Raw genomic sequence first — 26,516 nt, forward strand, 5'->3', positions numbered from 1 at the left:
CAAAAAAATCGTATATATCACATTTTTCCGTTCTGTGTCACTTTTTTCATGAATGCCCCGCAGGCGGATTCGACACACAAAAAGAGCGCCCCGAAGGAACGCTCTTTGGCTCTGGCGGCAGCTACCAGACGTTGAGCAATCATGGGAATACCCCGGTATATGCCAGCAGGCAGCACGACAGCCGGCTTCACACAGCCTCACCGATGATAGAAGCTCAACCTTGAACGGGATAGTCCACCACCACGACCTGCTCGATCAAGTCATCGAGCCTGCGGACAAATGTTTGATGCGCCGGATGCGGCCCATAGGCCTGCAGCGATTCGCGGTCTTTGAATGTCACGCGTAGCCCAATGCTGAACCCGTGGATGTTTTCCGTTTCCTCCGTTTTATTGACGCCGGCCGTGAGGTCAACGATGCCGGGAATCTGATCTTTCAGCCCCCACAGCAGTCCGAGGAGCTCCTGCTCCAGCTCCGGTTCAAGGATGCGGTTAAATTTAAATGAGACCAAATGTTCAAACATATGGTTTGCTTCCTCCTCATGCGTTCTTTCCTTCTTTACCTTCTTTCCATACGGTAGCCGGCTCTTCCTTCTGTGCGCTAACAACAGGATTGCCTGCCGGCCAATGGCGTTTCGAAGCGGATACACGCCCATTCGCTGCCGCTGATCTCCGCCCTCTATGGACCGGCAGCCGCGCTCTCGGCCAATCCCATCGGCGCTGTGTCCGCCGGCTCCGCAGGAAACGTCAGGGTGACCGTCGTGCCCATTCCGGGGGCGCTGTCGATGGCTAGGCCGTACGGCGGCCCGTAATACAGCCTCATCCGGTCGTTGACGTTCTTCACGCCGGTTCCCCCGTTCTCGGCCGACAGCAGCTTGGCGGCCTGGACAGGGGTCATCCCGACGCCGTTATCCGTTACGATCAGCGTCAGGATGCCCTCCTGCCGGCGCGACGCAATGACGATCCGCGGAGTTTCCTCAGCCTCCGGATGGGTGAACCCGTGCTTGATCGCGTTCTCCACGATCGGCTGCAGCACGAAGTGAATGATTTTCAAATCCGCCGTATCTTCATCCACTTGAAACCCCACGTCAAAGTCCCCGTCATTCATGACGAGCTGCAGGTCCAGATACGCCCGGATATGCTCGATTTCGTTCGCGACCGTCGCCATCTCCCTGCCCCCGTTCAATGTCGTCCGGTAGAACTTGGCCAGCGTCGATACCATGTACCCGGTTTCCAGGTCACGCTTCTTTTTGGCCCGCCAGTGTATAAAAGACAGCGTGTTGTACAGAAAGTGGGGATTGATCTGATTAATCAGCCGCTGGTACTCACTCTGCTGCCTGGCGATTTCCGCCTGGTACACCTGGTGAATCAGACTGTTGATGCGCCCCAGCATCCTGCCGATGCCGTTCGTCAGTTCCCCGAACTCATCCCGGGAAGAGCTCTGGATGACGACGTCCAGGTTGTTCTGCTCCACCTTGTCCACCTTGTTTTTGAGGTGGATGATCCGCCTCGTGAAATTGTTCGACACGATATAGATCAGGAAAAAGGCGACGAGCAGGCTTAATCCAATGACGAGCAGAGTGATTTTGAAAAACGTCAGCGCGTTGACATACGCATTCGCATTGGACAGGTAATAATGGATCGTCCAGCCGTTGCTTTTCAGCGTCCGGTCGAGCCGGGTCGCCCCTTGCGCGGGCGGGTCCGCCTTCTGTTCACGGAAGATCGGCTGGTGCTGCGGACCTTCGATCTGTACGGTAATATGATCCGACAGCTTGTCCATATCCGAGAAAATGCTGTCGTAATTGACCGAGATCACCATGTAATTGCTGTCCTTCAAATTGCTGATCAGCTCCTGCACCAGATAGACGTGACTGCCGTCCACCACCCAATGCCTGCCCCGGTACCCGTCGAACCACGGCTTTTGCTTCAAATCGCTGAGCGGCAAAATGTTGTCGCGGATGCCGAGCAAATCCCCGGACGTATAGAACGTAATGCCCTCGATATTGTCGTCCATCGTTTTCGTATTAGAAATGAGCGGGTCCATAATGTCCCGGAAATCAAGGAACATCTCGAAGTAATTGCCGGCATAGTTCCGGGTAAACAATTTCGAAAAGTCGCGGTTCAGCACGATAAATTCGCTCAGCGTGTTGTAGCGGTTGATTTTATAATCGAGAATGTTCGCCACTTGGTCCAGACTGGCCGCGGCTTCGCTCTTCAGCTCCTTCATTTGGATGCGATAGGATTGGATAAAAGCGAGAACGCCGAGCAGCAGAATGGGAATCAGCGCAATAAAAAGGTGGGACAGCAGCAGCTTGTTGCGGAACCGGATATCATTGAACCTGCTCTTGATCCAGTGAAGCATGGACATTCCCGCTCTCTCTATACTGTAATGGGCTCACGCCGTAGTTGGTTTTGAACAGCCGGCAAAAATAAGAGGTGTTGTCGATGCCGACAAACGCCGCGATGTCGTTAATTTTCATATTGGAGTTCAGCAGCAGATGGCCTGCCTTGCGGAGGCGGAGGTCGGTCAAATATTTGGAAAAGTTCATCCCGGTTTCTTTTTTGAACAAAATGCTCAAGTATCCCGGGGACAGATACACCTCATTGGCCACCTCCGTCAATGACAGGTCGCGCTGAAAATGGTCCTTCACGAACTCCTTCACCTGGCGGATCACCTTCGATTCCTCCGATTCCACCTCGGGCCCGCCGGCATGGGGGCGAATATGCGTAATTTCCTCCATCACCTCCAAAAATTCCTCAGTCACAAGCGGCTTGAGCAGATAGTTGACGACGCCCAGCTTAATGGCAGTTTTCGCGTATTCGAATTCGTCGTATCCGCTGCAGATGACGATTTTGAGGTTGTCCTGCGTTTTTTTCGCCAGCCTGCCGAGCTCGAGGCCGCTCATCAGCGGCATTTTGACATCGGTAATCAAAATATCGATCGGGTGGCGGTTCAAAATGGTTTCGGCCGCGCGGCCATTGTCGGCTTCGAGCACGTGGAACGGAAACCGGTATTCCGATATCAAATCCTTGATGCCCTCTCGTTGAACATGCTCATCGTCTACTACAAGAACATTAAACATCGTACGGACTCGTCTCCTTATGAACTAATGATATGCAGGGATAGGACCTTAGGGGCAAGCGGCTGCTGCGCTTTAACGATGCAAACGGTGGAAGTGATTGATATATTAGGTATGTCTGCTTTTATTGCATTATATCATATGAAGTGAAAGTGCTTTCAATAATTTGTTCGCTCGTAGAGTAACGATGGCCGGCGGTTAAAAAAAAGAGCGCCGGCTTCATCGCCAGCGCCCGTAACCTGTACATTCGGGAAAGTTTCTCCGAAATGGCTGCAGGTCACTTTTTCGAGAAATTTCGCTTAAAATATCGCTGTATCGTTTAACGGCTCATCCACTTTCCGTTCGTGAAATCCGGAATCGCCACCGGATGACCGCCGAGCGCAATCGACTCCTCGGACAGGGCCGAGATGCTCATCCAGGCGGCCATATCGTACACATCAAGCGGCGTATCCGTGCCGTTCTTCACGCATTCGATAAATTCGGAGTAGACCAGCCAGTCCATGCCGCCGTGGCCGCCCTTCACGCCCTCGCTGATGAACTTCTTCCAGATCGGATGCTCATACTGCTCACGGAAGGAGTCGGCGTTGCCCCATTGGTTTTTCCAGTCAAAGTGGTGCTCGTCATGCTGTCCGTCGATGTAAATGGAATGGTTCTCCTCCACATACATCCCCTTCGTGCCCCGGACCGTAAACCCTCTGGAGTAGTAGCGGGGGAGCGTAGTGTCGAGCGTGATCGTAATCGTTTCGCCATGGGCGCACTTGATCACGGTAGTAACGATATCGCCCTGCATAAACTCGGTCTGGGCAAGCGCCGAATCGGCGCCTCTCTCCCGGACAACGTATTCATGCATGCCTTTGGCCTTGGAGGACATGGAGACGAGGGATACCATCCGGTTGCCGTGGTTGATGCCCAGGATCTGAGCAATGGGTCCGAGCTCATGCGTCGGGTAGTTTTCACAGTTGCGGTGAATATAGTTGTTCAGGCGGTAATGCCGGTTTTCGATGCCGTAGGCAATTTCTTCGCGCAGATCGTGATGGTAGCCGCCGGCGCAGTGAACGATGTCGCCGAATACGCCCTGCTTGACCATGTTCAGCACCATCAGTTCTTCGCGTCCGTAACAGCAGTTTTCCATAATCATGCAGGGTACGCCGGTGCGCTCGTACGTCTCTACCAGCTTCCAGCACTCCTGCACCGAATAAGCGCCGCCGACTTCGCTGGCCACGTAGATCCCGGCTTCCATGCATGCCGCAGCAATATGAATATGGTCCGCCCAGGATGCGCCGATGACAACGGCGTCCAGCCCCGGCAGGGCCACAACTTCCTGATATTTGGTCGTTACCAGCGGTCTGGCGGTTCCTGTCTCTTGGACATATCCAGCCGCCTCCTCGCAGCGGTCTTCATACAGGTCGCAAACCGCGACAACCTCAACATCTTCCATATGCAGGATGATTCCTCTCAGCAGCCCCATGCCGCGTGCGCCGAGACCAATCATTCCAACACGCACCTTCTCCTTCACCCTCGATCACTCCTCCAAATATTTGGTTGTTTTGGCTGTGAACAATGCAGTCCATCTTTGGCTGTTTTATGGACTATACAAGCATAGTTCTCTATAAAAAGGGTTATTCCTTCTCCAAATTTTTTGAGTTTTTTGGATAACGAGCATAAGGGAACCGGATGACCTGTTCCTCCCCCGGATCCGGCTTGGCCAGCCACCCCCATTATGTCTAAGAGGCCTATATTGGGCCAAGTCCATAAAAAAAGACCAAAGCCATCCGTTCGGCTGTGGCCTTGGTCTACAAGTTCATTCGTGGTTACTTCACTGCTGACGGTTCGGTCTTCTTCAGATAGGCGCGCCACGTAATGCACCACTGCCGCGGATCGTCCAGGGACGATTCGTCGTTGCGGTGAACCGTGCTGGCATGAGGAGCCGTCCGGACCATCTCGGGATTCGTGTACGCTTCATTTGAAATATGCTCCAGCGCCTGGATATACTCGTCAAGATCTTCCTTGGAGTACGATTCGGTCGGCTCGAGCGTAAACGGCTGCGGCACGATGTACGGATGATGGGACGTCCAGTAATGCAGGCCGAAGTCGCACATCCGCCGCGTAATATCTTCGGTCGTGACGCCGGTCTCGTCGGTCAGTTGCTTCCAGCTGTAGCGGACCTGCTCCAGGCGTCGGCCCTTGATGTATGGCGCGCTTGCCCCGCGGATCTGCAGGATTTTGTGGTACAGATAGTTATTGTTCAACACAGCGGTCTGCGCCACATCCTTCAGTCCTTCCGCGCCGAGGCTGAGAATCCACGCGTAGGCGCGGAGCACCGTCTGGGCGACGCCGTGGAAGCTGCGGACCTTGCCGATGCTGCTGCCGCCCTGCTCCCGCAGGACATAGCTCCCGTCCGCCGCCTGATCCACCAGCGGTCCCGGCAGAAACGGCTTCAGCGCATCGGTCACGCCGAGCGCGCCGGTGGCCGGTCCGCCGCACATATGCGGCGCGGCAAACGTCTTGTGCAGGTTGAAGAAGCACATGTCAAAGCCCGCTTCCTTCGCGCGGGTAATGCCAAGAAGACCGTTGGCATTAGCCTGGTCGTAGTAGCAGACCCCGCCGGCGGCATGCACCACGTCCGTAAACTCGCGGATCCGGTGGTTATAAATGCCGGTGTCTTCCGGGTTCGCCACGACGAAACCGGCGGTCCGTTCGGAGACCGCAGCCTTCAGCTTCTCCAGGTCAGGGAATCCGTCCTCGTCCGGATGAAGGGTGATGATTTTGTAGCCTTTGACGGCAGCGGTCGCGGCCTGGGACGGGTGGGAGAAGATCGTCGTGATGATCTCGTCGCGCTTCTCCCCCTCTCCGCGCGAGTCATGGTAAGCCCGCACGATGGAAGCCATGGCCAGCAGCGCCTGCGTGCCGCTGCTCGGCTGGAAGCTAAAGGCGTCCATGCCGGAAATCTCCCGCATCGCAAGGTCCAGGCTGTGGTAGATTTCCAGCATGCCCTGTACCGAGCTCACATCCTGGAGCGGATGGAGCTCGGTCATGCGGGGGCTGCGGATCAGCATTTCGTTGATCCGCGGGATATATTTCATCGTGCAGGTGCCCTGCCCGATTTCGACGTTCAAATCCGAGCCCAGCGTCTCCTGGGAGAGGCGCAGGTAATGGCGCAGCACCTTGGCCTGGCCGATCTCCGGCAGGGCAGGCGCCTGGCTGCGGCGCATGTTCGCCGGGATGGCGTCCTGCATGCCGCCGGCTTCCGCTGCAACGGCCGGCTCGGCCTGCGGCGGGATGACGCCCCGCTCTCCCGCGCGGTGCAGTTCAAAGATGACCGGCTCATCCCATTTGGCTTGGTGGAACTGGCGGACCTTCCGGTCCCTGACAATCCGTTTCATGGCGTCTGCTCCTCTCCTGATGCTCCGGCCGCTGAAGCATCTGCGCCTACGATGGCGCGGACGGCTCCGGCCAGGCGGTCCAGGTCGGCCTGGGTATGAATTTCCGTGACGCAGTACAGGGCGCACTGTCCCCACTCGGGATAGCCTGCCGACAAATCCTTGCCGCCGAAAATCCCTTCATCAAGCAGCCGGCGGTTAATGTCGGCCACGGTGCGTCCCGTACCGTTGAAGTCGACGACGAACTCCTTGAAGAACGGCGTGCCGCCAAAGCGCAGAGATACGCCTGGAATGCCGGACAGCTGGCTGGCAGCATATTTCGCCTTCTGGACGATCGTTCCGCCCACTTCCTGCATGCCGCTTGGTCCCATCAGGGCCAGATAGACGCCGGCCGTAATACCCCATAAGGCCGTCTGCGTGCCGACGGATTCTTTACCCTTCTCCCGCAGCGCAAACGAGGTGCGCTCGTACGCAACGTCGCCGAAGCCGTACTCGCCCTCCACTTCCGTCGGAACGATGCCGAACAGCCGGGACGGGTATTCCATGACGAATTTCTCTTCGTCGCGGGTTGCGATAAATCCGGCCTGTCCCCCGCCGTAGTTCATATGCATGCCGAGCGGCTGCAGGTCCCCGCAGACGATGTCCGCGCCGTAGCGGGCCGGCGGCTCCAGCACGCCGAGGGAGATCGGGTCCACGCCGACAATCGACAATGCCTGAGCGGCATGGGCGAGGCGGGAAATGTCCGCTCCCTGGTCCTCGATGATGCCGAGATACCCGGGATTCTCGAAATAAACGGCGGCGGTGTTCCCGTCCAGCTTGCGCTGCAGGTCGGCAAGGTCCATTTTCCCGGTGGCCGGGTCGATCTCCACCATGCGGATGTCCATGACCGGCGTGCAGTAATTGCGGATGATGGCGACCTTATCCGGATCGACCGAGCGCGGAATCAGGGCGGTGCGCCGCCCGGTGATGCGGCCGGCCATGCGGATCGCGGTGGACGCCGCCTGCGCCCAGTCAAAGGTCGGAACGTTGACGACATCCATATCCACCAGCTCGGCCAGCAGGCTCTGATACTCAAACAGCGCCTGGAAGCGGCCGTGATCCTCATAAGGCTCGCCGGCATAGGCCGTCACGAACTCGGAGCGCTGGTTAATTTCGTCGCAGACTGCCGGAATAAAATGCTGCCAGCAGCCCGCCCCCAAAAAATTCAGGTAATCCGCGCCGTGCTTGTTCTTGGCGAGTATGCCTTCGATATGCCAGCGCAGCTCGTATTCGTTCATGGCCGGCGGGAGGTCCATCTCCCGCTTCAGCTTCAGATGATCGGGAATGGCGTCATGCAGCTGGTCCATGGACGTCAGTCCGATTTCCCGCAGCATGGCGTCCCGGACTTCCGGGACGGTATTCGGTATATAAGGATGGGCATACGTTCTGTGTTCTGCCAAAATTAACGCCTCCGTTCTGTATAGTGGTCAGGCGATCCCGCCGCCGTCGACGACGAGCACGCTGCCTGTGACCCAGGCGGACAGGTCGCTCGCGAGAAACAGCACCGCATTCGCGATATCGCGCGGCGTGCCGAGCCTCTCGAGCGGGCGTCCCCCGGCGGAGGCGACGAGGAACGCCGCCTCATCCTGCTGCAGCTGTTTGGCTTCGTCCCGAAGCAGCGGCGTGTCCGTATCGCCAGGCGATACGCAGTTGACGCGGATGCCCGCCGGCCCATGGTCGATCGCCATCGCCCGCGTCAGGTTCACGACGCCGGCCTTGGCGGCGCAGTAGGCTGCGGCGCGGTCCCCGCCCTTAAGACCCCAGCCGGAGCCCGTATTGATGATGCTGCCTCCGCCGCTCCGCTCCATCACCGGAATGACGTACTTCGAGAGGAGGTAGACGCCTTTGAGGGACACGTTGAGTACCAGGTCCCAATCCCGCTCCTCCAGCTCGGTCACGCTTTGGCGGCGGATGACACCCGCATTGTTGAACAATATGTGGATGCCTCCCAAATCGGCAGCAATTTCAGCCGCGGTCCGTTCGCAGTCCGCGGCCGAGGTGACGTCGCAGCGGCGGAAGGTGGCCAAGCCTCCTTCGGCCCGGATGCCTGCGGCCGCCGCCTCCCCGGCCGCCTCGTTGATATCGATCAGCACGGCGTGAGCTCCGAAGCCCGCCAGGAGCTCGGCGGTAGCCAGGCCGATGCCGGAGGCTCCTCCGGTCACGACCGCCACTTTCCCCGACAAGTTCAAAACGTCCTGTGTATTAAGCATCCTCGTTCTCCTCCTTAAGTGGGTATCGTGCGGCCTCCCCGGTCATCTGCCGGTTCAGCCGCTCCGGCGCTTGGTCCTCCGCCATGTACGGCTGCAGCAGCACCCGGAACCGGAACGGTTCCGGCTTCACCGCGTGCTCCGGCGCCTGCGCCGGACCGCAGCTGTTGCTGCCGAGCCCGTTCTGCCGGTAGTCCAGGTTCAGCGTAATATAGTCGCGCGGCTTGAGCTCCGTCATGTGCTGCGCCTGCTCCAGGTCTTGATCCGTGTACCGCCTTGCGCTGAACTCCAGTACGGGCGAGCCTGCCGCAAGCAGTCCCAGCCCGGCGCTGTCCGCCATCGAAACCCAGCGCACATCGGTGCGGTTGCCGTTCTCCTGCGGATATACGTACGGCGTAAACAGGCCGTCCACCGTGCTCCGGTACACCCCGAAGCGGCCAGCTTCCTTGCTGTCCGAGTAGCTCTCCCCGGGACCGCGGCCGTACCAGGCCACCCTTTCACAATCCCCCGGGAGCTGCAGCTGCAGCCCGATCTTCGGCAGCATGGACGGTGGCGTGCCGATCGGCGATCCTGTTACGTCCATGATGATGAGCCCATCCGCCGTCACCGTGTACGACGTCTCGCAGCGGAAGCCCCAATCGTATACCGGCGGCGCAATCCGCGAGGACCAGGCCAGCCGGACCGCGTCCGCGTCAAGCCGCTCCCAGCGGAAATCGTCCACCCGCTCGGTCAGCCGGTTCAGGTGCGCCTTTCGCCAGTCCGCCAGCACGTACATATCGTTGTCGATCGGCGCGCGCCAGAAGTTCAGCCGCGGTCCGCGCCGGATCAGCTCTTTGCCGTTCATCCGGAGCGAAGTGAAGCCGGGTTCAAGGCTGCTCGCTTCCAAGTGGAACCGGTCGCTTGCCAGAATCAGCGCATGCCCTCGTTCCTGAACGGATAGGGCCCGGCGCAGACTCGCAGCCTCGGCGGACCGGGCTGCTTGATGCCGCGACGCCGCCTCTGCCGGAGCCACAGCCGGCAGTGCCAGCTGCGTCCAGGCGACTTCATGCCCCTGCTCCGCCCAGCTGCAGTCGGCCGCCAGCGTGAAGCCGACGTTCAGCCACCGCTCCGTCCCGGCTTCCAGACCGCTTTCCGGACGGTCCCACGCAAAGGGAAGTGCGAGCTCTGCCGATTCCCCCGGCCCCACGGCCGGAAGGGTCAGCACACCGCTGCGCAGAGTACGGCCGTCGGCCGTCACGCTGTAATCCGCCTGAAGATGTTCAAGCGTTATAAAGTCATACTTGTTCGTGATGCGGATGCGGCCTGCTTCCGCCCACTCCACACGAACCGGCTCAATGACTTTCTTGTATTCGATCAATCCAGGCGACGTGGTGCGGTCGGGGAAGACCAGACCGTCGAGACAAAAGTTCCCGTTGTTCGGTACGTCGCCGTAGTCGCCGCCGTAGGCGTAATCGTCACGCCCATCGGCCGTGCGTCTGCGCAGACCGTGATCGATCCATTCCCAGACGAAGCCTCCCTGCAGGCGGGGAAACTTCTCGAAGGTATCGAAATACGCCCGCAGCCCGCCGGGTCCGTTGCCCATCGCATGGGCGAACTCGCACATAATATGCGGCTTTGGATGGTCCGTCAGCTTCCCGAAGCCCTCCATCTTCTCCACGGAGGAATACATCGTGCTGACGATGTCGCATACCTCCGCTTCCCGGTCCTCTTCGTAATGCACAAGACGCGTCGGATCGTTCGCCTTGCACCACTCGGACATGGCGCGGAAGTTGCAGCCGAAGCCCGACTCGTTGCCGAGCGACCAGAAGATGACGGAAGGATGGTTGTGGTCGCGCTCCACCATGCGCCGGACGCGGTCAACATAAGCTTCCGTCCAGGCGGGATCGTCGCTCAGGCGCGAAATGTTCCCGAGCGGCTCAAACCCGTGCGTCTCCAGATCCGTCTCCTCCATGACGTACAGCCCGTATTCGTCACAGAGTTCATAGAACCGCGGATCGTTCGGATAATGAGCCGTTCTGACGGCGTTGATATTGTGGCGCTTCATCATCAGGATGTCTTCCCGCATCGTGGACAAAGTCACGGTTCGGCCGGTATCCGGGTGATGGTCGTGCCGGTTGACTCCTTTGAGGAGGATCGCTCTGCCATTGACGAGGAATCTGCCGTCCTTCACTTCCACCTGCCGGAATCCCACCCGCTGCGCGATGATCTCGGTCTGATTCCCGTGCGCGTCCGTTACCGTGATCAGCAGATGGTACAGTGCAGGATGTTCTGCGCTCCACAAAGCCGGATGAGCAACGGGCAGGCGGACATCCAAGGTACTGGAGCCATTTTGCACCGATTCATTAGCAGAGGCTGCTTCCTGCCCCGCAGGGTCCATCAGCCGCAGCGAGACGCCTCCCTCCGGTTCAACCCCTTCCAGGTCGAGCCGAACGTTCAGCACCCCCTGCTCAAACTTTGCGTCCAGCTCGGTAACCACCCGGTAATCGGCGACGCGGATCGAGGCGGGCTCGGCGATCAGGTAGACGTCCCTGAAGATGCCGCTCAGCCACCACATGTCCTGGTCCTCCAGGTAACTGCCGTCCGACCATTGATACACGCGGACGGCCAGACGGTTGACCCCCGGCTGTAAATAAGGCGTAAGGTCAAACTCCGAGGTCAGCCGGCTTCCCTGGCTGTAACCGACGAACGATCCGTTCAGCCACACATGGAAGGCGCTGTCCACTCCGTCGAATTTGACGGTGGTCCGCCGCCCCTGCCAATAGGGCGGCAGCTCGAATTCCCGGACGTAGCTGCCTGTTGGATTGTCATTGGGTACCCGGGGCGGATCCACCGGAAACGGGTAGTCCAGGTCCGTATAATGTGGACTGCCGTACCCTTGCAGCTGCCAGTGCCCCGGCACCCGAATATCCGACCAGTCCCAGCCGGCCAGCGCTTCTTCCCGAAAATCGTCCGGCGCCAGCTCCGGCCTGGTTGCATAGTGAAATTTCCAAATGCCGTTCAGCGATTGGAACCAAGGTGAGCTTCCGCGGTCGCTGCTTAAGGCCCCTTCAGCGTCCGCATAAGGAATGAAACAGGCTCTGCCTTTCATCCGGTTTTTTGCCAGCACGGCAAGATCGTCCCAATCCCGGGGCAGGTTCGTGTTGTGCATGCTTTCCCTTCCTTTCTCTCTCTGGATGCGTCTCCTCACTTGAGCAGGAAAGGCGTCAGCCTTTGATGCCCGTGCTCGCTATGCCGCCGACGATATAACGCTGTGCGAAGAAAAAGATGGCAAGCGGCGGAATGGAGATCAGGCAGGTGATCGCCATAATCGACTGCATATCGACGCCGTACATGCCCTTGAACTGCGACAAGCCCAGCGTCAGCGTGTATTTGGTCTGGTCGTTCAGAAAAATGAGCGGTCCGAGGTAATCGTTCCAGCAGCTCATCATCTGGAACACCGCCACCAGGATGAGCGACGGCCCCATCAAAGGCACGATCACCCGCATCAGTACGGTGAGCTTGCCCGCCCCGTCGATCGTAGCAGCTTCATCTAATTCCCGCGGTAATGTCATGATGAATTGACGCAGCAAAAAGATAAAGTATGCAGAGCCGAACCAGGACGGAACGATCAGCGGCTTGAGCGTGTTGATCCACCCCAAATAATTGAACTCCATATACTGCGGGATCATCGTCACTTCCCACGGAATCATCATCGTGGCCAGCACGATCAGAAACAGCAGGTTGCGTCCCTTGAATTCGAACCGGGCGAAGCCGTAGGCCACAAGCGTACAGGATACCAGCTGGCCGAGGGTCGAGAGCACGGTGACGATCAGCGTGTTTTTCAAAAACAGGTTAAAAGGCTGAATATTCCAGGCATCCGCAAAGTTGCTGAACCGGAAGACGGACGGAATCCATTTGGGCGGAAACAGGTACAGCTCCTGCGGAGATTTGAGCGCTGTCGTAATGGCCCAGAACAAGGGCGCGATAAAGAGCAGGGACAAGAGGATCAGCGCAAGATAGCTCAGCGTCTTTTTCATCCTACCCTCCCTCCTTTCGCCGGCTTCGGCTTCTTCTGCGGTCCGCGCTTCATTTCGCCTTCGTAGAACACCCACGCTTCCGACGACTTGAACACCAGGAACGTCAGCGTCAGCACGATCAGGAACATGAACCAGGCGTTGGCGGCGGAGTAGCCCATTTTAAAGTATTTAAATGCGTTCTCATACATGTACATCGCGTAAAAATACGTCGCCTTCATCGGTCCCCCGCCCGTCAGGAGCAGCGCCAGCGTCAGCTGCTGGAACGCCGCGATAATCGACGTGATCAGGTTGAACAGAATCGTGGGGGTGATCATCGGAACCGTGACGCTGACAAACTGCCGAAGCTTGCCCGCGCCGTCGATGGAGGCCGATTCGTAAAGATCCTTCGGGATGCCTTTCAGCCCCGCCAGAAAAATCAGCATCATCGAGCCCTGTCCCCATAAGCTGGCAACGACCATGGCGACGAGCGACCATTTGGTGTCGTTCAGCCAATCCGGCCCCTGAATCCCGAAGATCGACAGGAAGTAGTTCAGGATGCCGTAATCGCCGCTGTATACCCAGGACCAGATCATGGCCAGCGCCACACCCGAAATAACGGACGGGAGGTAGAACGCCGTGCGGAAAATCGCGCTGCCCCGAACTTTCTGGTTGAGCAGCATCGCAAGCCCCAGGGCGACAATGATGTTCAGCGGCACGAACAGCACGGCGAATTTCAGCGTTACCATCAGCGATTTCCAGAACAGCGGATCGTCGGTGAACATTTCCACGTAGTTGCCAAGCCCGATAAACGTCACTTTGCCGACGATCGGCCAGTCAAAGAACGAAATGACGAGCGAAAACAGCAGCGGTCCCAGCGTGAAAACCAGAAAGCCGAATATCCACGGAAAAATGAAGAGGTAGGGGGCAGCCCCACCCCGTCTGCGTTTCTTCAAGGCCTTGAGGGCGGCTGACTGTTCCCGTGCCGGGTGGAGGTAGGTTTGAGCCATCTCAAAAACCTTCTTTCTTCAGGTATTATTTCATGTAGCGCTCGCTGTCCTTTACGGCCTGGTTCAGCACATCCTGGGCATTGCTGCCGTGCATGACCGATTCCACCGCGGCGGAAAGCTGCCGGTTAACCTCATTCCACTTCGGATTCAGCAGGAACGCCGGGGTGTTGTCCGAGCGCTCCAGCATCGTATAGTACGGCTTGTAGAGCGGATCCTGGTCCTTTTTCAGCTCGGTCACGACGCTTTGACGCACCGGAAGGTCGGCAACCCGCATTTTGATTGACGCATCGGAAACGTAGAACTTGATGAACTCCCAGGCCAGATCCTTCTGCTTGGAATCCTTCGCGATCGACAGAGCCGATTCAGCCAGTACGCCTTTGACCGGTTTGCCCGGGAAGGCCGGCATTTCAACCGTTCCTACATCGACACCTGCCTGACGGAACGATTCCAGCGGCCAGATGCCGCTTTCCCACATGGCGATTTTGCCTGCCTTGAAAATGTCGTCGCCGCTCTGCTGCCCCTTTCCGCCGGTCAGCACGGCCGAGCCGTTCTTCACCATGTCGCCGAACATCTGGATCGCCTCTGCGGTTTCCTTGCTGTTCATGTAGCCGTCGATCGTCTTGCCGTCAGGAGAAATGAACGAGCTCCCGTTGCTCCATACGAACCCCTGCAGATCGTAAGTGTCATTCTCCGCGCGGACGCCGAAGCCGTACTGCTTCTTGGATTTATCCGTCAGCTTTCCGGCCATCTCCTGGAATTCGGGCCAGGTCCAGCCGTCCTTCGGATACGGCACGCCCGCCTCATCAAACAGCTTCTTGTTGTAGTACACCACCCGCGTCGTAAAGCCCGCCGGAATGCCGTACAGGGTACCGTCGATTTTGCCGTAATTGAACAGGCCCTTGTAGAAGTCGTCAATATTTAAATCCTTGTCTTTGTCCGCATAGCTGTCCAGCGGCTCCAGCGACTGGTGGTACGTCGGAAAATCCCACATGTACATGACGTCGGGCGGATTGGCGGCGCCGAAGCCCGCGGCGAGCTTCTGATCAAAGCCGTCCGCGTATGCCTCCACCTGCACCTTCGTGCCCGGATGGCTCTCTTCGAACTTCTTGGCGATGTCCTGCTCAATTTTGAGCGCATCCCCCGTATCCCAGGTGGCAAAGCGCAGCGTCTTCTCCGATCCGGAGCCGCCGCCCTGGCCGGCCGTTTCGGCCTTGCCCCCGCTGCCGCCGCAGGCCGACAGTGACATCATCAGCGCCGCTGCAAGAACGATAAGTGAAACCTGTTTTTTCATATTGTCAGCTCCCCTCGCGAATGAGGCATCTCATTTTTGAACCGCTTTCATCGTAACGCTTTTGAAAGCGGTTCAAAACGTGCGATCATCGGCAATTTGGCGTCTTTTTGTTTGAACTTTCGGGCGGGGTGTCAAACTGTCCGGTCCGATTCGCCTTTTTGCACGGTCCGGTATTGGCTTGGAGTCTGACCCGTGCAGCGCTTGAACCATTTGCTGAAATACTTGCTGTCGCCAAGCCCCGTCCGCTCGGCGATATCCTGCATCGTCAGGTCCGTATCCCGCAGCAGTCCCTTGGCCAGCCGGAGCTTGCGCTTGTATTGGAACGCGATAAAGCTGTCGCCGACCGTCTTTTTGAACAGGATGGAAAAATGGCTTCGGCTGAGCCCGACCTCTTCCGCCAGCTCGCTCGCCGACCAGTCGGAACCGGGCTGCTCATGAAGCATGCGCACCGCCTTTTGAATCGGCTCGGGCCAGTCCCCGCCGGATACGCCGTACGCCCGTTCCAGCTCGGCCTCTTTATGCAGGGAGCGGAACGCTTCCGCGATGCCGCTGCTGGTGCCCAAGGGGCCCTTGGCGGACCACTTCAGCCGTCCATGGCTGCCCTTAGCTTCAATCAGCAGGCTGTTGGCCGCCTCCTGAAGCCCTTCCGGCACGATCCAATAGCAGGCGTCGCCGCCATAGGGGATGGCCGCTTCATTTCCCGTGCCATGCTGTTTCATCTTCAGCCATTCGGCCCACGGCATGCCCCAGCCCTCCGTCCGGACAAGGTACACATGCACGTCCTGGCCGCCAAAACGCCACGCCTCCGCGCGAAGCCGCTCCAGCTCGGCGGGAAATCTGCCGCTGCTGCCGCTGAGCCAGCCGAACAGGAGCGCCTCCAGCTTCTCCTCGTCTAACGGTGCCGGGGACGGACGCCGCTGTAGCTCCCGCCGCAGCTTCTCCAGCAGCCCTTCCAGCTCTTCGTCCTCAAACGCGGTCTTCAGAAGGTATCCCGAAGCCCCCAGCTGGATGCCCTGCTGCGCGTATTCAAAATCCCGGTGGCAGCTGAGCAGGATGATTTTCGTCCGTTCCTCGGCCTCCTTGACCCTGCGCAGCAGCTCGATGCCGTCCATCTCCGGCATCACGATATCGGTAATGACGATGTCCGGGCGGTGCTCCTTGAAGGCTTCCCACGCCTTCGCCCCGTTGGGCGCGTCGGCCACGACCTCCATACCGAACCGCTCCCAGGGCACCGTCGATCTCAGGCCTTTGCGAACGATGCTCTCGTCATCGGCAATCAGCACTTTCAGGTTGTTTGCGTTCTCCATCCGGATGCTCCTCCTTTTTGGGCCAGCGAATCAGTATCGATGTTCCCTCTCCTTTGATTGAACGTACCGTAAGTCCGTACCGCGGGCCGAAATGCAGCTTGAATTTCTGGTCCGCGTTTCTTACGCCGAGACCGCCGCGGCCGCGGGGCTCGGGATTCGGAGCGAACAGCCGGGCAAGCTTCTCTTCGCTGATGCCGGCCCCGTTGTCTTTTAGCTCCAGCAGCAGCTCCTCCCCCTGCTCCCGGACGCGCAGCTCAATGACCCCGACCCCGTCAGTAAAGCCGTGGAAAAAGATGTTCTCAAACAGCGGCTGCAGCGTCATCCGCGGGATGACAAACCGTTTCAGATCTTCCTCGCAGTCCAGCTTATACTGGAATACGGCTCCATAGCGGATCTCCTGGATTTTCAAAAAATGCCCGATCATCCGCAGCTCCCGCTCCAGCGTAACGAGCTCCTGCGATATATCGAGGTTGCCTTCCAGCACCATCGTCAGGTGATACAGCATTCGGCGGATCTCCTCCGCCCCTTCCAGCCTGGCCTTCCACTGGATCGAGTTCAGCGTATTGAAGAGCAGATGCGGATTGATCTGGTAATGAAACGCCTTCAGCTCCGCCTCCTTCTTGAGGCGCTCGCTTCGCTCCACTTCCTGGACGAGCGACTGCACGCCGCTGACCATCCGGTTGAAGCTGATATCCAGGCTCCCAAGCTCGTCCCGTCCTTCGACCGGAACCCGCGTGTCCAGCTTGCCGAAGCTGACCTTTTGCATCGACTCCTTCAGGGAACGGATGCGCCCCGTAAACCGGGACGTAAACAGATAGGCCAGCCCGAAAGCGAGCAGGCAGGACCAAACCGCCACGATGACCGTGTTCGACCGGATGACTCCCGATGACTGGTAAAACGCCTTGGCAGGCAGCCTTGCCTCGATCTTCCAATGATTGACGGACAGTGTCTTGTCCCAGATGATATCGTTATCTCTCGGCGTAAAGGATTCCGTGCTTTCGTAGACGGTCCGGCCGTCCGGCGCCTGGATCGAAAGATGCGCCTTCGTGTCCTCCTCGAACTGACGGAACATGCGCAGCAGCTCCCGGGCGTCCTCCTCAATCAGGATCGTGCTGCCGTCCTGGGCGCCGCCCGGGTTCCGGATCGGCACGGCCAGTCCCAGCACTGCCGGACCGGCTTGCTCTGAGGCGGAAATCGCATGGTTCTGCATATAGAAGCCCAGCCAATAAGGGCCGCTATTCGTGTTGGGCATGCTCTTCCAGGCCGGAATGCCGGAGAGCTTGCCGACGTCGAGGTTATTTTCGCCGTAGTAATAACCGGATGGCGTAATAATATAAATCCCGGCCGTCTGGTCGTTAGCCAGCGACCTCAGGACGGATTCGAAGTCGTTCTTCTCCATGATTTCGCCGTAGGTGACCGGCGGATCGCTCCCGAGATCCGCATGGGCGGGATCCAGCAAATACGAGTAGATCGTCTGGCTCATCTGCTTCATGCGGACCAGCATGGAGTCCGACTGCTGCTGCAGCTGGGCCACCGCGTTCTCGCCGTAACGGCCGAACTGGGAGTTGACCGTCCTGGCGGACTGGTAGTAAGAAAGCGCCCCGAGCGAGAGCAGCGGGATCAGCGTCACAATCAGAAAGCATACGAGCAGTTTGGTCCGGATGCTGCGGTAAGCTCCGGCCGGAAGCCAGCGCCGCAGCGGTCCGTGCCGGCGGATATTCATGGCGGATCCCCTCCTCTTCACGGTAGTCGTCTATCTGCATTCTAGCATGGACGGACAGGGGACGGAGCCCTTTCGCCGCGCAATTGTTACCGCTTACAAGAAATCCGTGGCCAAGCGCCTTGTTTGCGGAAGCGAAGCACCTTTCGTTAAACGGGAAAAGCACCTCCCCGGAGGACTTTTCCAAAAAGTCCCTTCCGAAGAAGTGCATGATCCCGCTAAAGTTCCCCGTATTCGTGCCCGAGGATCAAAAATACGCTCGACGTCCAGGTAAAAGCCCGGTCCCGCAGCCCTTCCCCCGTCAGCGCGTCGAAGTTCTCCGCCATGCCGCTCTTGTTCAGCATGCGGCAGAACCGCTGCGCCACCTCTCTGGCGAGCTCCGTATCCCCCGCCGCCGCGGCGCCTTCCACGAGCAGCATGGTCGACGGCGCCCAGATCGGCCCGCGCCAGTAGCCGTCGGGCTGGTAATACGGGCTGCGGACGCTTTCGGTCGCCCAGCCGTTGCCGGTGAGGAAACGGCCCTCTTCCCGCAGCCCCTGCAGCAGCGCGGTCCGTATCTCTGCCGGCAGCCGGTTACCGAGCAGGATCGGCACGAACAGCAGCAGGCTGTCGCCTTGCGAGCGCTCATGCGTCCCTGACCGGCATGCCGTGAACCGGCCGTCTTTCCAGAAGTGGCTTAGCATCGCGTCCAGCGTATCCCCGGCAAGCCGGCGCCACCGCGCCGCTTCCTCCGCCTTCCCCAACAGCCCGGCAATCTCGGCCAGAAGCTCCGCCTGCAAAATCAGAAAGGCCGACAGATCCGGGCTTTCCACCGGAATGCCGTTATTGAACGCCGTGCTGTTGTCCCAGCCGGAATCGTTGCCGTGATTGTACTGGGGAATGCCGTCGCCATCGCCGTCCCGGTACCGGAACCACCAATCCGTCCATTTGGACAGCGGCCCGTATACCTCCCGAAGCTGCGCTTCGCCGATCCAATCGGTCCGGCGCATCATCCAGCCGAGCGTCCAGCCGTGGATCGGCGGCTTGTTGCAGTTCCACAGCTCGTACTTGTCGTTGATAAAATCGGGAAGCAGCCCGCTCTCATCCTGCCGGTCAAAAAAGATCATGAACTGGTCCCACGCCAGTTTCGGATCGTGGCGCACCAGCGCCATGGCGTTAAAGCAGTGATCCCAGCTCCATATATTCGTCATCCAGTTCTTCGACATGTACATCGCTGGGCGCGTCAGGCAGCCTTCGGCCGGAACGAGGCAAGACCACGTAATGTAAGCCGCCAGCTCCCGCCCTTCCTGCCAGTGCGCCGGGACCGTAAGGCTGTGATCCAGCCAGGCCGCAAATTCGGCCTCGGCTTCCTTCACCGCCGCCTCAAAGGGCTCCCAGGCAGGCCGCGGCTTCCACACCGTACGGAACTCTTCAATAGCGAATTCGGCCGTACCCGCGGCACCGTCGGCCCTGAACTCAGCCACGATGCACGAGCTCTTGATCTTGTCCCATATCACTTCCATCTTCATGCAGCCTGCAAGGCGGGTCAGCATAAACCGGCATTCGTGCGTAAAGCTGTTCACTTCCCAGCTGCCGGGCACCGCCTCGTAGGCATAATCGTAAGCCGCCGGCTGAAAAGTCAGCCGGATGCCGCAGCCTCTGGTCCGGAAGCGCGCGGTACAGCTGTCCGATATGCACAGCTCTGCATAAGTAGCGCTATCGAGAGCAGCCAGCTTCACGCTCGCGGGATTGGCTTCGGCCGTAAACGGCAAAAGCTCACCGGCGTCATCCAGCAGCTCGATCCGGAACGCCTCCCCGAACTTGTCGTCCCCGCCCCGGACGGTGCGCAGGTACAGGCCGGCCGGTCTATTTTTACCCTCAGGCAGCAGCGATACCGCCAAAAACGTCTCTCTGCGGCTGAAGGGTACTACGTTCAGGTCAAAGTTCATGGCTGTTCTCCTTTTATCCAGGAATATAACGCTTTCATTGTAAACTGCGGCGCCTGGAAGGGAAACGGCCAGGTGTTTCCATGTACCTGCACATTTGTTGGGGGCGGCTTTATTTTCCGGGCAATCGTGTCTTTTTGTCAGGTGGGAGGGGGTGCGATTGTCAGATTCGGCAATTTGCCTCCCTCATACGCCCCATTCCTTGCGGGCATCGGCGACCGGCTTGGGCGTCGTTTTGCCCCATGCATAATGCCCCTTCGGCTTGCGGCCCACCCATCTCTCATCGACCGGCTCCGATGCGAGCTGATAGCGGGTATCTGAGCTGATCCGGTAGCGGTCCGTCGTGTTGTTAAGCGAAGTATGCATCATGTACATGCCGAAAATAATGGCATCGCCCGCTTCGAAAGACGTTGTGGCCCATCGTCCCCCAAACGTATCGACGATCTCCACCGGGTCTTCGGAAAACCAGCCTGTCGCGACATTATCCCGGTCGACATCCATTTCACCGTACGTTTGCCTAATTTTGCTGAAATGCTGGGAGCCCAGGCACATGGCCAACGTTCCGAGCTCAAGCGGCGTGTCTCCGAAAGGTGTCCACATCGTATATACGTTTTTGGTGCCCCTTCCCATATACACGACGTCGTAATGCGCGCCGGTATTCCCGCCATGGGCTACGGCCCGCGGCCATTTATAGTCGTATGTCATCGATTTGCCGCCAAGCAGACGGTCAAAAAAATCCAAGACCGAAGGATGGTTCACCACATCCAAAAATCGGGGGAAGTCCGCCTGCAGCTCTTCCGCTCCGCCGCCCCACATCATGCTGCGGTTGTCTCGGGAAATGCGCCCTTCGTCCAGCGGAGTCCCCGGCTCCAACCTGCCCATGGCCTGGAGTCTGCGTAAAAAATCCTCCCTTGCGGACAGCACCCGCTCGCGGTCGTGAAAACCGCGGATCAGCAGGTATCCCTCCTCCGCCAGACGCAATCTCAGCGCTTCCGTGTCCTCCAATATATCGTTGCTGCTGCGCAGCTCGGTCAAATACCGGCTTCCCATCACAAGCTCCCTCGTTCCGATCGTCACGTTCATGCCGCTCTCTCCTTTCAAGGTATCACCGCGTTCCTGCCGGAAGCGGGAGATTCCCCCTCATCATAGCCCCTGCTTCAGGAGAAAGTCGTTAATCGAAACCCGCCACAATTTACGCAAAACCGGACCGGCTGCCTCAATGATGGTCGCGGCGCTGCCTCGTTCTCCACTCCGACGGAGGACAGCCTTCGGTCTTTTTGAACCACAGCGAAAACGAGTGCAGCTGAGCAAAGCCGATCTGCTCGGCTATCGCCTGCATATCCTTGTCCGTCGAGCTGAGCAGCCACTTGGCTTCTTCCAGGCGGCACATCTGCTGATACTGCTTGGGCGTCATGCCGTAGGCTTTGAAGAACCGTTTGCGAAAGCCTTCCTCCGACAGGCCGGCCATCTCCGCGAGGCTGCCGATGACGATAGGTTCTTGAAGATGCCGGCGAATATAATCGCCTGTATGCGATACCGTGAACGACTGCTGGTCCGGGTGGGAATGCTCGTTTAAAAACAGCAGCAGAATTTCGATCCAGGCCAAATCATTTCGGACCGGCTCTTTCAACGTAGACGAACGGCTCCTGAGCCACTCCCGGAACAGCCGCTCATAGTGGTCCTGGTCGAGGTGGGATAAGGCAATAATGCGCGGTTTGCCAAGGACAACCAGCCGTTCGAACAGCTCACGTACATGTGTCGGCAGTCCGTCAACAAGCACAACCCCGAACCGGATCGGGGTCATCGCATGAAAAGAATGCGCAGCTAAGGACGGGATCAGCGCGACATGCCCTGCCTCGACCCGCCTTTCCTCCTGTTCATGAACAAAGCGCCCGCTTCCTTCCAACACGACGGTGATTTCCAAATCGGGATGGCTCCACTGCCGCTCGTCCTCCCAGTCCTTGTCGTGGGTTCCGATAAAACCTCTAATTTCAGGCAAAATCGCTTCATCCTCCTTGTCCGCCAGCTTGGGCCAAGCCAAGCGCTTGATGATGTTATGTTCACTATACATCAATCGCGGAGAGGAGCTACAGTCCCAAGCTTTATTGCTTGTCCATACTTTTTCATATATCAGATTTCAGCCTATGGTATAATCAGGAAAACTTATGTTTTAATGGTATATTGACAATAAGGGAGGAACTGGATTATGGGATGGTCGGAATTGCGGGCGGTGCCCAATGATTACGATGAGGAAATCCATGCGGTCGATACGCAGCTGATTGAGCTGCTCAACCACCGGAAAGCCCTGGCGAAAGGGCGCCGGTGTTTTCCGCCTAAGGAAGTGATGAAGGAGTTTGAAGAAAAATTCGACTTGAAGCCTCCCTATTTGAACTGGCTGTTTCATTCGATTAACGGAGGGTTTCATCGCACACGCTCCGACGGTCCCGGCGAGCTGCAGGGCATCCTGCAGATTATGAAAACGACCGTGCAGGAAGGATACCAATACAGGATCACCCATGCGATGCAGCATGAGCATGGCAGTATTGTACATATCGAGATTAGGCCGTTGAAGATTGATAACGACTCACCGGATTTTCATCCCCGTCTTCAGCTCGAAATCACGAGTTCTAATGAAGAATACAACGTACAGCGCAGCGGTGCCCGTGGTGGCGGAGGAGCCAGCTCCATGTCCTTTCTCGTCGAACCGCGCCTGCCGGAGCAGCTGGACACTGTAAACTTCGCGCTGATTCCGTTTGAAGAACCTATGGAATTCAGACGCAGGGAAACTTTTCTGGATCAGGAGGTTCATTTCGAGTAAGCTCCCGTGGATGAGTAACAAAGGAAAGGGTCAGGCTCTAGGAAGAACCGAAACGAAGAAGCAGGCATCTTGCCTGCTTCTTTGTCATGATCTGAACCTATGACCGGTAGTACGGCGTCTGCCTCCGATGGCCGTTCCTACTCACTGCATTTCACCAGCCTTCTCCGATCCTGATCCCAACGCCACACAGGCTGGTCACCGCTCAAATGAACGCCTCCGTACCACCGGTCAATGCCGCACCGTTCCAGGTAATCCTCACCGCGTAAAACCCGGGTTCCCCATTCCGTGATCTGGACCTTGCTGTCCCGAAAAGACGGAGAAGGTCCCGCATAGCCGGGAAAGGCTTCCGCCCCCTCCAGCGTCAGCAGCGGACTTGGGCCCTGACACAGGCTGCGCAGAACATCCCAGTACTGCAGGTCGCCCATGCCCAACCCGTGCAGCCGGTCGCCGATCTGCCTGAACAGGTCCAGCGGCGAGTGAATCCCTTCGCTTACCTTTTCCAAAGTCATCTGCTCCACGATCCCCAGTCCGTTATAAACGGAAGGATAACGGGACAGATGCAGCTCAAATGCCTCCCGCACGAACGGAAGCGCCGAGGTATCCTCCTCCAATAGCTGCTGGAGCTTCATCGGATCAGGTGAGGTGTATGCCTCCCAGACCCTGCTCCCCAGATTCAGCTCTTCCGCTCCGATATGATGCCACGTTCCGGACAACGTCTTCAGCTGACTGGCCGTTAACTGACCGAGTCCGCGGAACAGGCCGACTCCCGGATAATCTCCGATACAGAGCAGATTCAGCTTCGTCCCGCCAAGGGACTGCCGTCCAAACCAGTGCAGCAGATAAGACAGCATCGTTTGGTCAAACAGGTCATGCTCAAACCACAGCACGATTTCGTCATACTGCCGGAATCCGGCCAGTTTTTCCTCCTGCTCCTCGCAGTTCCGGATAAACTCCCCGGCCGGAATGCCCATGTCTTTCTCGAGGTGTCGCGCGCGGACCGTGCGGCTCTCCGATTCCGCCGGCTCCAGAAACACCGGGCCTTCCGAATATACCTCGCGCCAAACGAGGATATCCCCCTGAACGACTCCCTGCCTAAGCGTCTCGGCGACCGTATCGCCGTTAACAATATGCAGCATGCGTTTTCCTCCTTCGTGTAAATGCTTGAATACATGCGCGAAGTCAGCGACCGGCAGCGTGCCCCTCAGCTTGCGTCGTGCATCGAACAGCCGCTTTTTCAGCGTCGTCACCGGCGTTCCCGCATACTCCGAAATTTCCTGCAGACTATAGCCGTGAAAATAAAACAGCTGGACCGCCTCCCGCATGCCGGGCGATAAGGCCTGGACTGAATCGTGAAGCATCCGGTACAGCTCCTGCCGCGCCACGACCTCTCCGATATCCGGCTGGTCGGGTGCAGTCACTTCCCCTTCCTCCAGCGCGGAAGTCTGCGGCTTTCTGCGAATCAAGCGATAACACTGGCGATGCACAATCGTCCGCAGCCACCCCGGAAAGGCGTCCGCTTGCTGCAGCCGGCTAAGGTGGACGAATGCTTCCGCAAACGCCTCCTGCACCGCTTCCTCCGCCAAATCGTGATCCTGCAGCTTCCCGTATGCGGCCGTATGCGCCATCGCATAATACTGCCGGAAGAGACGGTTTAGCGCATCCCCGTCTCCCTGCCGGGCTTGTTCAATGATCTGCCGCACCCCCACTCTCCTCCCTTTGATCTTGGTTTCAACCCTATAGTGCAATATCAGATCCGTAAGGTTACGTGAGCCTCGGAATATTTTTTTAAATATGCTGAACCTGTTCGGACAAATCGCCTTAACGCGGCGTGACTGCTGCTCTCGTATTTACATTATATCGATTAGATCGCCTGACCTCAGGTGGAAGTGAGCTCCCGTGCTCCATTCGCGTCACCGAACGCCCAGGCCCGGAATAGGCTGGTGTATACCATTCAACGATTGGAGCGAACCGCATGCCTCAATACGTACCGCCGGTCACCATCCATACCGTCACCTTTACGGCCCCCGGCACGGTGATCCACTATCCGCAGGTAACCGGGCTCGCCGACAAAACGGCCGAAAACAAAATCAACCACACGATCATCCGTACGATCCAGGACATGCAGCGCGCCCAGCAGGCGGTTCAGACGGGAAGCCAGCCGGAAACGACCGGAAATTTCGAGATCAAAACGAACGAGCGCGGCATTCTCAGCCTCGTGCTGAGCAACTACACCTATTCCACACCGATGGCGCATGGATACACGATCGCCAAGGGATTGACCTTTTCCAAGCAAACGGGGAACACCTATACCTTGTCCAGCCTGTTCAAACCGGGCTCCCCTTACCAAGCGGTCCTGACCGCCGCCGTCAAGAAGCAGGTGCAGGAGCGGAATCTTCCGGTACTGGATGCGGGGAGCATCACGGTCGCGCCTAACCAGGATTTCTACCTCGCCGACAAGGCGTTGGTGCTCTTTTACCCATTGTACGCGATCACACCCTATTATGTCGGTATTCCGATGTTCCCGATTTCGGTCTATGATCTGCAGGACATCGCCGCCGAAGACGGCCCGCTTACAACACTTGCCGCAGACGTCGTGTAAAGCGGCGCCCCAGGTGACAGGAGCTGAGCGGCCGGCCGTGATCCATTTTCGCAGCCTAAAGTCACCCCCTATCTACAGGCTGTGATAACTCCAAAAAAGCAAAAAGCTGCTTCCATATCGTCCGGGAGACGAAGGAGCAGCTCTTTTACACGTAAGCCTGCGTTCATGGTCACTGTGGTACACGTGGCATACAGCATCCCTCTTACTTGACGCCGTTGTACACAAACGCTTTGATGATATGCTTTTGCGCCAGGAAAAAGGCGGCCAGAATCGGCGCGACCAAAATGACGTTGCCGGCCATCAGGATGTTCCAGGTGCCGCCGCCTTCGACCTCGCGGATTTTGGCGATGCCGATCGGCAGCGTCCGCGCCGTTTCGTTCGTCGTCATGACGAGCGGCCAGAAATAATCGTTCCAGTGCGCGATGAAGCTGAACAGGGCAAACGTCACAAGCACCGGCTTCACCATAGGCACCATGATGCGGACGATGATTTTCCATTCCTTGGCCTGATCCAGGCGGGAAGCTTCCACCAGCTCCTCCGGGATCTGCCGGAACGCCTGCCGGAGCAGGAAGATGCCGAACGCGCTGGACGCGAACGGGAGTATCAGCCCGAGATGGGTGTTCAGCAGCTTGAAGGCGCTCAGCTCCAAATATACCGGCAGAAAGATGAGCTGGGTCGGGATCATGAGCGTCACCATGACCAGGCTGAACAAAAAGCCGGAGCCGACAAACCGGTATCTGGCAAATGCGTACGCAGCCGGAATGATCGTCAGCATCTGCAGCAGCAAAATGCTCACCGAAATGACGGCGCTGTTCGTGATGTAATGCAGGAACGGCCCGGTTTGCCACGCGGAGGCGTAATTGCTCCATACCGGATTCCGGGGAATCCATTCCGGCGGGAAGATCATCGTCTCCGGCAGTGTTTTGAGGGATGTCGAGAGCATCCAGACAAACGGCATGGCAAAGATGAGGACCAGCAGCAGCAGCGCCGCCACATTCAGCGCCTTCAGCAGCAGGACGGCCGCGGAGCGCAGAAGGGCAGGTCTGCCCGGTGTTTCCAGCATGCGTCCTCCGGGAACGGCGACGGTATGCCCGTCAAAGGCACGGTTTGCGGGTTCCACGCGGTTTTCCCCCTTTTTTAAGATCATAGAAG

General features: G+C 58.2%; 21 protein-coding genes. 2 read left to right on the forward strand and 19 right to left on the reverse strand.

All coding sequences use genetic code 11. From position 1 onward, the window contains the following. Positions 1–17: 17 nt before the first annotated feature. From MKY74_RS31175 to MKY74_RS31255, 17 genes are all read right to left on the reverse strand, one after another. Positions 18–143 (reverse strand): hypothetical protein, encoded by a 126-nt coding sequence (locus MKY74_RS31175; RefSeq protein ID WP_279628517.1) that lies wholly within the window; start codon positions 141–143, stop codon positions 18–20. Between the two features lie 71 nt (positions 144–214). After that, entirely contained in the window at positions 215–520 is a 306-nt protein-coding gene (locus MKY74_RS31180; protein WP_076175729.1) for a Dabb family protein, read from the reverse strand. Positions 521–675: 155 nt separating this feature from the next. Continuing rightward, the gene (locus MKY74_RS31185) at positions 676–2,358 is read right to left on the reverse strand and encodes a sensor histidine kinase (RefSeq protein ID WP_076175727.1); all 1,683 of its coding nucleotides are present in this window, start codon (positions 2,356–2,358) and stop codon (positions 676–678) included. Further along, positions 2,327–3,079: a response regulator transcription factor gene (locus MKY74_RS31190; RefSeq protein ID WP_076175669.1), complete on the reverse strand. Its 753-nt coding sequence runs from the start codon at positions 3,077–3,079 to the stop codon at positions 2,327–2,329. Before MKY74_RS31190 ends, MKY74_RS31185 begins: the two co-directional genes overlap by 32 nt. A gap of 316 nt (positions 3,080–3,395) precedes the next feature. Beyond that, on the reverse strand, positions 3,396–4,592 hold the full coding sequence (locus MKY74_RS31195; RefSeq protein ID WP_144025526.1) for a Gfo/Idh/MocA family protein: 1,197 nt from the start codon (positions 4,590–4,592) through the stop codon (positions 3,396–3,398). A 295-nt stretch (positions 4,593–4,887) separates the two neighbouring features. After that, on the reverse strand, positions 4,888–6,459 hold the full coding sequence (gene gcvPB / locus MKY74_RS31200) for an aminomethyl-transferring glycine dehydrogenase subunit GcvPB (protein WP_076175667.1): 1,572 nt from the start codon (positions 6,457–6,459) through the stop codon (positions 4,888–4,890). Next, positions 6,456–7,895, reverse strand: a complete 1,440-nt coding sequence (gcvPA, locus tag MKY74_RS31205; RefSeq protein ID WP_076175665.1) for an aminomethyl-transferring glycine dehydrogenase subunit GcvPA — start codon at positions 7,893–7,895, stop codon at positions 6,456–6,458. The genes gcvPB and gcvPA overlap by 4 nt, the downstream gene beginning before the upstream one ends. 27 nt (positions 7,896–7,922) lie before the next feature. After that, positions 7,923–8,705 (reverse strand): SDR family NAD(P)-dependent oxidoreductase, encoded by a 783-nt coding sequence (locus tag MKY74_RS31210; RefSeq protein ID WP_076175663.1) that lies wholly within the window; start codon positions 8,703–8,705, stop codon positions 7,923–7,925. Continuing rightward, the gene (locus tag MKY74_RS31215) at positions 8,698–11,850 is read right to left on the reverse strand and encodes a glycoside hydrolase family 2 TIM barrel-domain containing protein (RefSeq protein ID WP_076175661.1); all 3,153 of its coding nucleotides are present in this window, start codon (positions 11,848–11,850) and stop codon (positions 8,698–8,700) included. Before MKY74_RS31215 ends, MKY74_RS31210 begins: the two co-directional genes overlap by 8 nt. A gap of 55 nt (positions 11,851–11,905) precedes the next feature. After that, positions 11,906–12,718, reverse strand: coding sequence for a carbohydrate ABC transporter permease (locus tag MKY74_RS31220; RefSeq protein WP_076175659.1), 813 nt, complete (start codon positions 12,716–12,718; stop codon positions 11,906–11,908). Next, positions 12,715–13,704, reverse strand: coding sequence for a carbohydrate ABC transporter permease (locus tag MKY74_RS31225; RefSeq protein ID WP_076175657.1), 990 nt, complete (start codon positions 13,702–13,704; stop codon positions 12,715–12,717). The genes MKY74_RS31220 and MKY74_RS31225 overlap by 4 nt, the downstream gene beginning before the upstream one ends. Positions 13,705–13,729: 25 nt before the next feature. Beyond that, a complete protein-coding gene (locus tag MKY74_RS31230; protein WP_076175655.1) occupies positions 13,730–14,995 on the reverse strand; it encodes an ABC transporter substrate-binding protein in 1,266 nt (421 codons plus the stop codon). A gap of 131 nt (positions 14,996–15,126) precedes the next feature. Continuing rightward, positions 15,127–16,302 carry a response regulator transcription factor gene (locus MKY74_RS31235; RefSeq protein ID WP_076175653.1) on the reverse strand — a complete coding sequence of 392 codons (1,176 nt, stop codon included), beginning with the start codon at positions 16,300–16,302 and terminating at the stop codon, positions 15,127–15,129. After that, positions 16,262–18,025, reverse strand: a complete 1,764-nt coding sequence (locus MKY74_RS31240; protein WP_076175651.1) for a cache domain-containing sensor histidine kinase — start codon at positions 18,023–18,025, stop codon at positions 16,262–16,264. Before MKY74_RS31240 ends, MKY74_RS31235 begins: the two co-directional genes overlap by 41 nt. Before the next feature lie 215 nt (positions 18,026–18,240). After that, positions 18,241–19,950 (reverse strand): amylo-alpha-1,6-glucosidase, encoded by a 1,710-nt coding sequence (locus MKY74_RS31245; protein WP_076175649.1) that lies wholly within the window; start codon positions 19,948–19,950, stop codon positions 18,241–18,243. A 183-nt stretch (positions 19,951–20,133) separates the two neighbouring features. Continuing rightward, the gene (locus tag MKY74_RS31250; protein WP_076175647.1) at positions 20,134–21,030 is read right to left on the reverse strand and encodes a phytanoyl-CoA dioxygenase family protein; all 897 of its coding nucleotides are present in this window, start codon (positions 21,028–21,030) and stop codon (positions 20,134–20,136) included. Positions 21,031–21,163: 133 nt separating this feature from the next. Next, positions 21,164–21,946, reverse strand: coding sequence for an AraC family transcriptional regulator (locus MKY74_RS31255; protein WP_244169439.1), 783 nt, complete (start codon positions 21,944–21,946; stop codon positions 21,164–21,166). Between the two features lie 207 nt (positions 21,947–22,153). On the opposite strand from MKY74_RS31255, the gene MKY74_RS31260 reads away from it, so the two are divergent. Next, positions 22,154–22,765: a hypothetical protein gene (locus MKY74_RS31260; RefSeq protein WP_076175644.1), complete on the forward strand. Its 612-nt coding sequence runs from the start codon at positions 22,154–22,156 to the stop codon at positions 22,763–22,765. A 137-nt stretch (positions 22,766–22,902) separates the two neighbouring features. Here MKY74_RS31260 and MKY74_RS31265 read toward each other — a convergent pair whose 3' ends face one another. Then, positions 22,903–24,465, reverse strand: a complete 1,563-nt coding sequence (locus MKY74_RS31265) for a sigma-70 family RNA polymerase sigma factor (RefSeq protein WP_076175642.1) — start codon at positions 24,463–24,465, stop codon at positions 22,903–22,905. A 272-nt stretch (positions 24,466–24,737) separates the two neighbouring features. On the opposite strand from MKY74_RS31265, the gene MKY74_RS31270 reads away from it, so the two are divergent. After that, positions 24,738–25,364, forward strand: coding sequence for a DUF3298 and DUF4163 domain-containing protein (locus MKY74_RS31270; RefSeq protein ID WP_076175640.1), 627 nt, complete (start codon positions 24,738–24,740; stop codon positions 25,362–25,364). A gap of 202 nt (positions 25,365–25,566) precedes the next feature. On the opposite strand, the gene MKY74_RS31275 is transcribed toward MKY74_RS31270, so the two are convergent. After that, positions 25,567–26,427, reverse strand: coding sequence for a carbohydrate ABC transporter permease (locus tag MKY74_RS31275; protein WP_084204199.1), 861 nt, complete (start codon positions 26,425–26,427; stop codon positions 25,567–25,569). Positions 26,428–26,516: the final 89 nt, after the last annotated feature.

Origin of the sequence: Paenibacillus sp. FSL R5-0378, from assembly GCF_038009285.1 — a bacterium.
Taxonomy (GTDB): Bacteria; Bacillota; Bacilli; order Paenibacillales; family Paenibacillaceae; genus Paenibacillus_AQ; species Paenibacillus_AQ favisporus.

Coding starts and splice junctions, on each gene's coding strand:
- MKY74_RS31175 (WP_279628517.1), bottom strand. CDS start 143: ATGATTGCTCAACGTCTGGTAGCTGCCGCCAGAGCCAAAGAGCGTTCC.
- MKY74_RS31180 (WP_076175729.1), bottom strand. CDS start 520: ATGTTTGAACATTTGGTCTCATTTAAATTTAACCGCATCCTTGAACCG.
- MKY74_RS31185 (WP_076175727.1), bottom strand. CDS start 2,358: ATGCTTCACTGGATCAAGAGCAGGTTCAATGATATCCGGTTCCGCAAC.
- MKY74_RS31190 (WP_076175669.1), bottom strand. CDS start 3,079: ATGTTTAATGTTCTTGTAGTAGACGATGAGCATGTTCAACGAGAGGGC.
- gcvPB (WP_076175667.1), bottom strand. CDS start 6,459: ATGAAACGGATTGTCAGGGACCGGAAGGTCCGCCAGTTCCACCAAGCC.
- MKY74_RS31210 (WP_076175663.1), bottom strand. CDS start 8,705: ATGCTTAATACACAGGACGTTTTGAACTTGTCGGGGAAAGTGGCGGTC.
- MKY74_RS31215 (WP_076175661.1), bottom strand. CDS start 11,850: ATGCACAACACGAACCTGCCCCGGGATTGGGACGATCTTGCCGTGCTG.
- MKY74_RS31220 (WP_076175659.1), bottom strand. CDS start 12,718: ATGAAAAAGACGCTGAGCTATCTTGCGCTGATCCTCTTGTCCCTGCTC.
- MKY74_RS31225 (WP_076175657.1), bottom strand. CDS start 13,704: ATGGCTCAAACCTACCTCCACCCGGCACGGGAACAGTCAGCCGCCCTC.
- MKY74_RS31230 (WP_076175655.1), bottom strand. CDS start 14,995: ATGAAAAAACAGGTTTCACTTATCGTTCTTGCAGCGGCGCTGATGATG.
- MKY74_RS31235 (WP_076175653.1), bottom strand. CDS start 16,302: ATGGAGAACGCAAACAACCTGAAAGTGCTGATTGCCGATGACGAGAGC.
- MKY74_RS31240 (WP_076175651.1), bottom strand. CDS start 18,025: ATGAATATCCGCCGGCACGGACCGCTGCGGCGCTGGCTTCCGGCCGGA.
- MKY74_RS31245 (WP_076175649.1), bottom strand. CDS start 19,950: ATGAACTTTGACCTGAACGTAGTACCCTTCAGCCGCAGAGAGACGTTT.
- MKY74_RS31250 (WP_076175647.1), bottom strand. CDS start 21,030: ATGAACGTGACGATCGGAACGAGGGAGCTTGTGATGGGAAGCCGGTAT.
- MKY74_RS31260 (WP_076175644.1), top strand. CDS start 22,154: ATGGGATGGTCGGAATTGCGGGCGGTGCCCAATGATTACGATGAGGAA.
- MKY74_RS31270 (WP_076175640.1), top strand. CDS start 24,738: ATGCCTCAATACGTACCGCCGGTCACCATCCATACCGTCACCTTTACG.
- MKY74_RS31275 (WP_084204199.1), bottom strand. CDS start 26,427: ATGCTGGAAACACCGGGCAGACCTGCCCTTCTGCGCTCCGCGGCCGTC.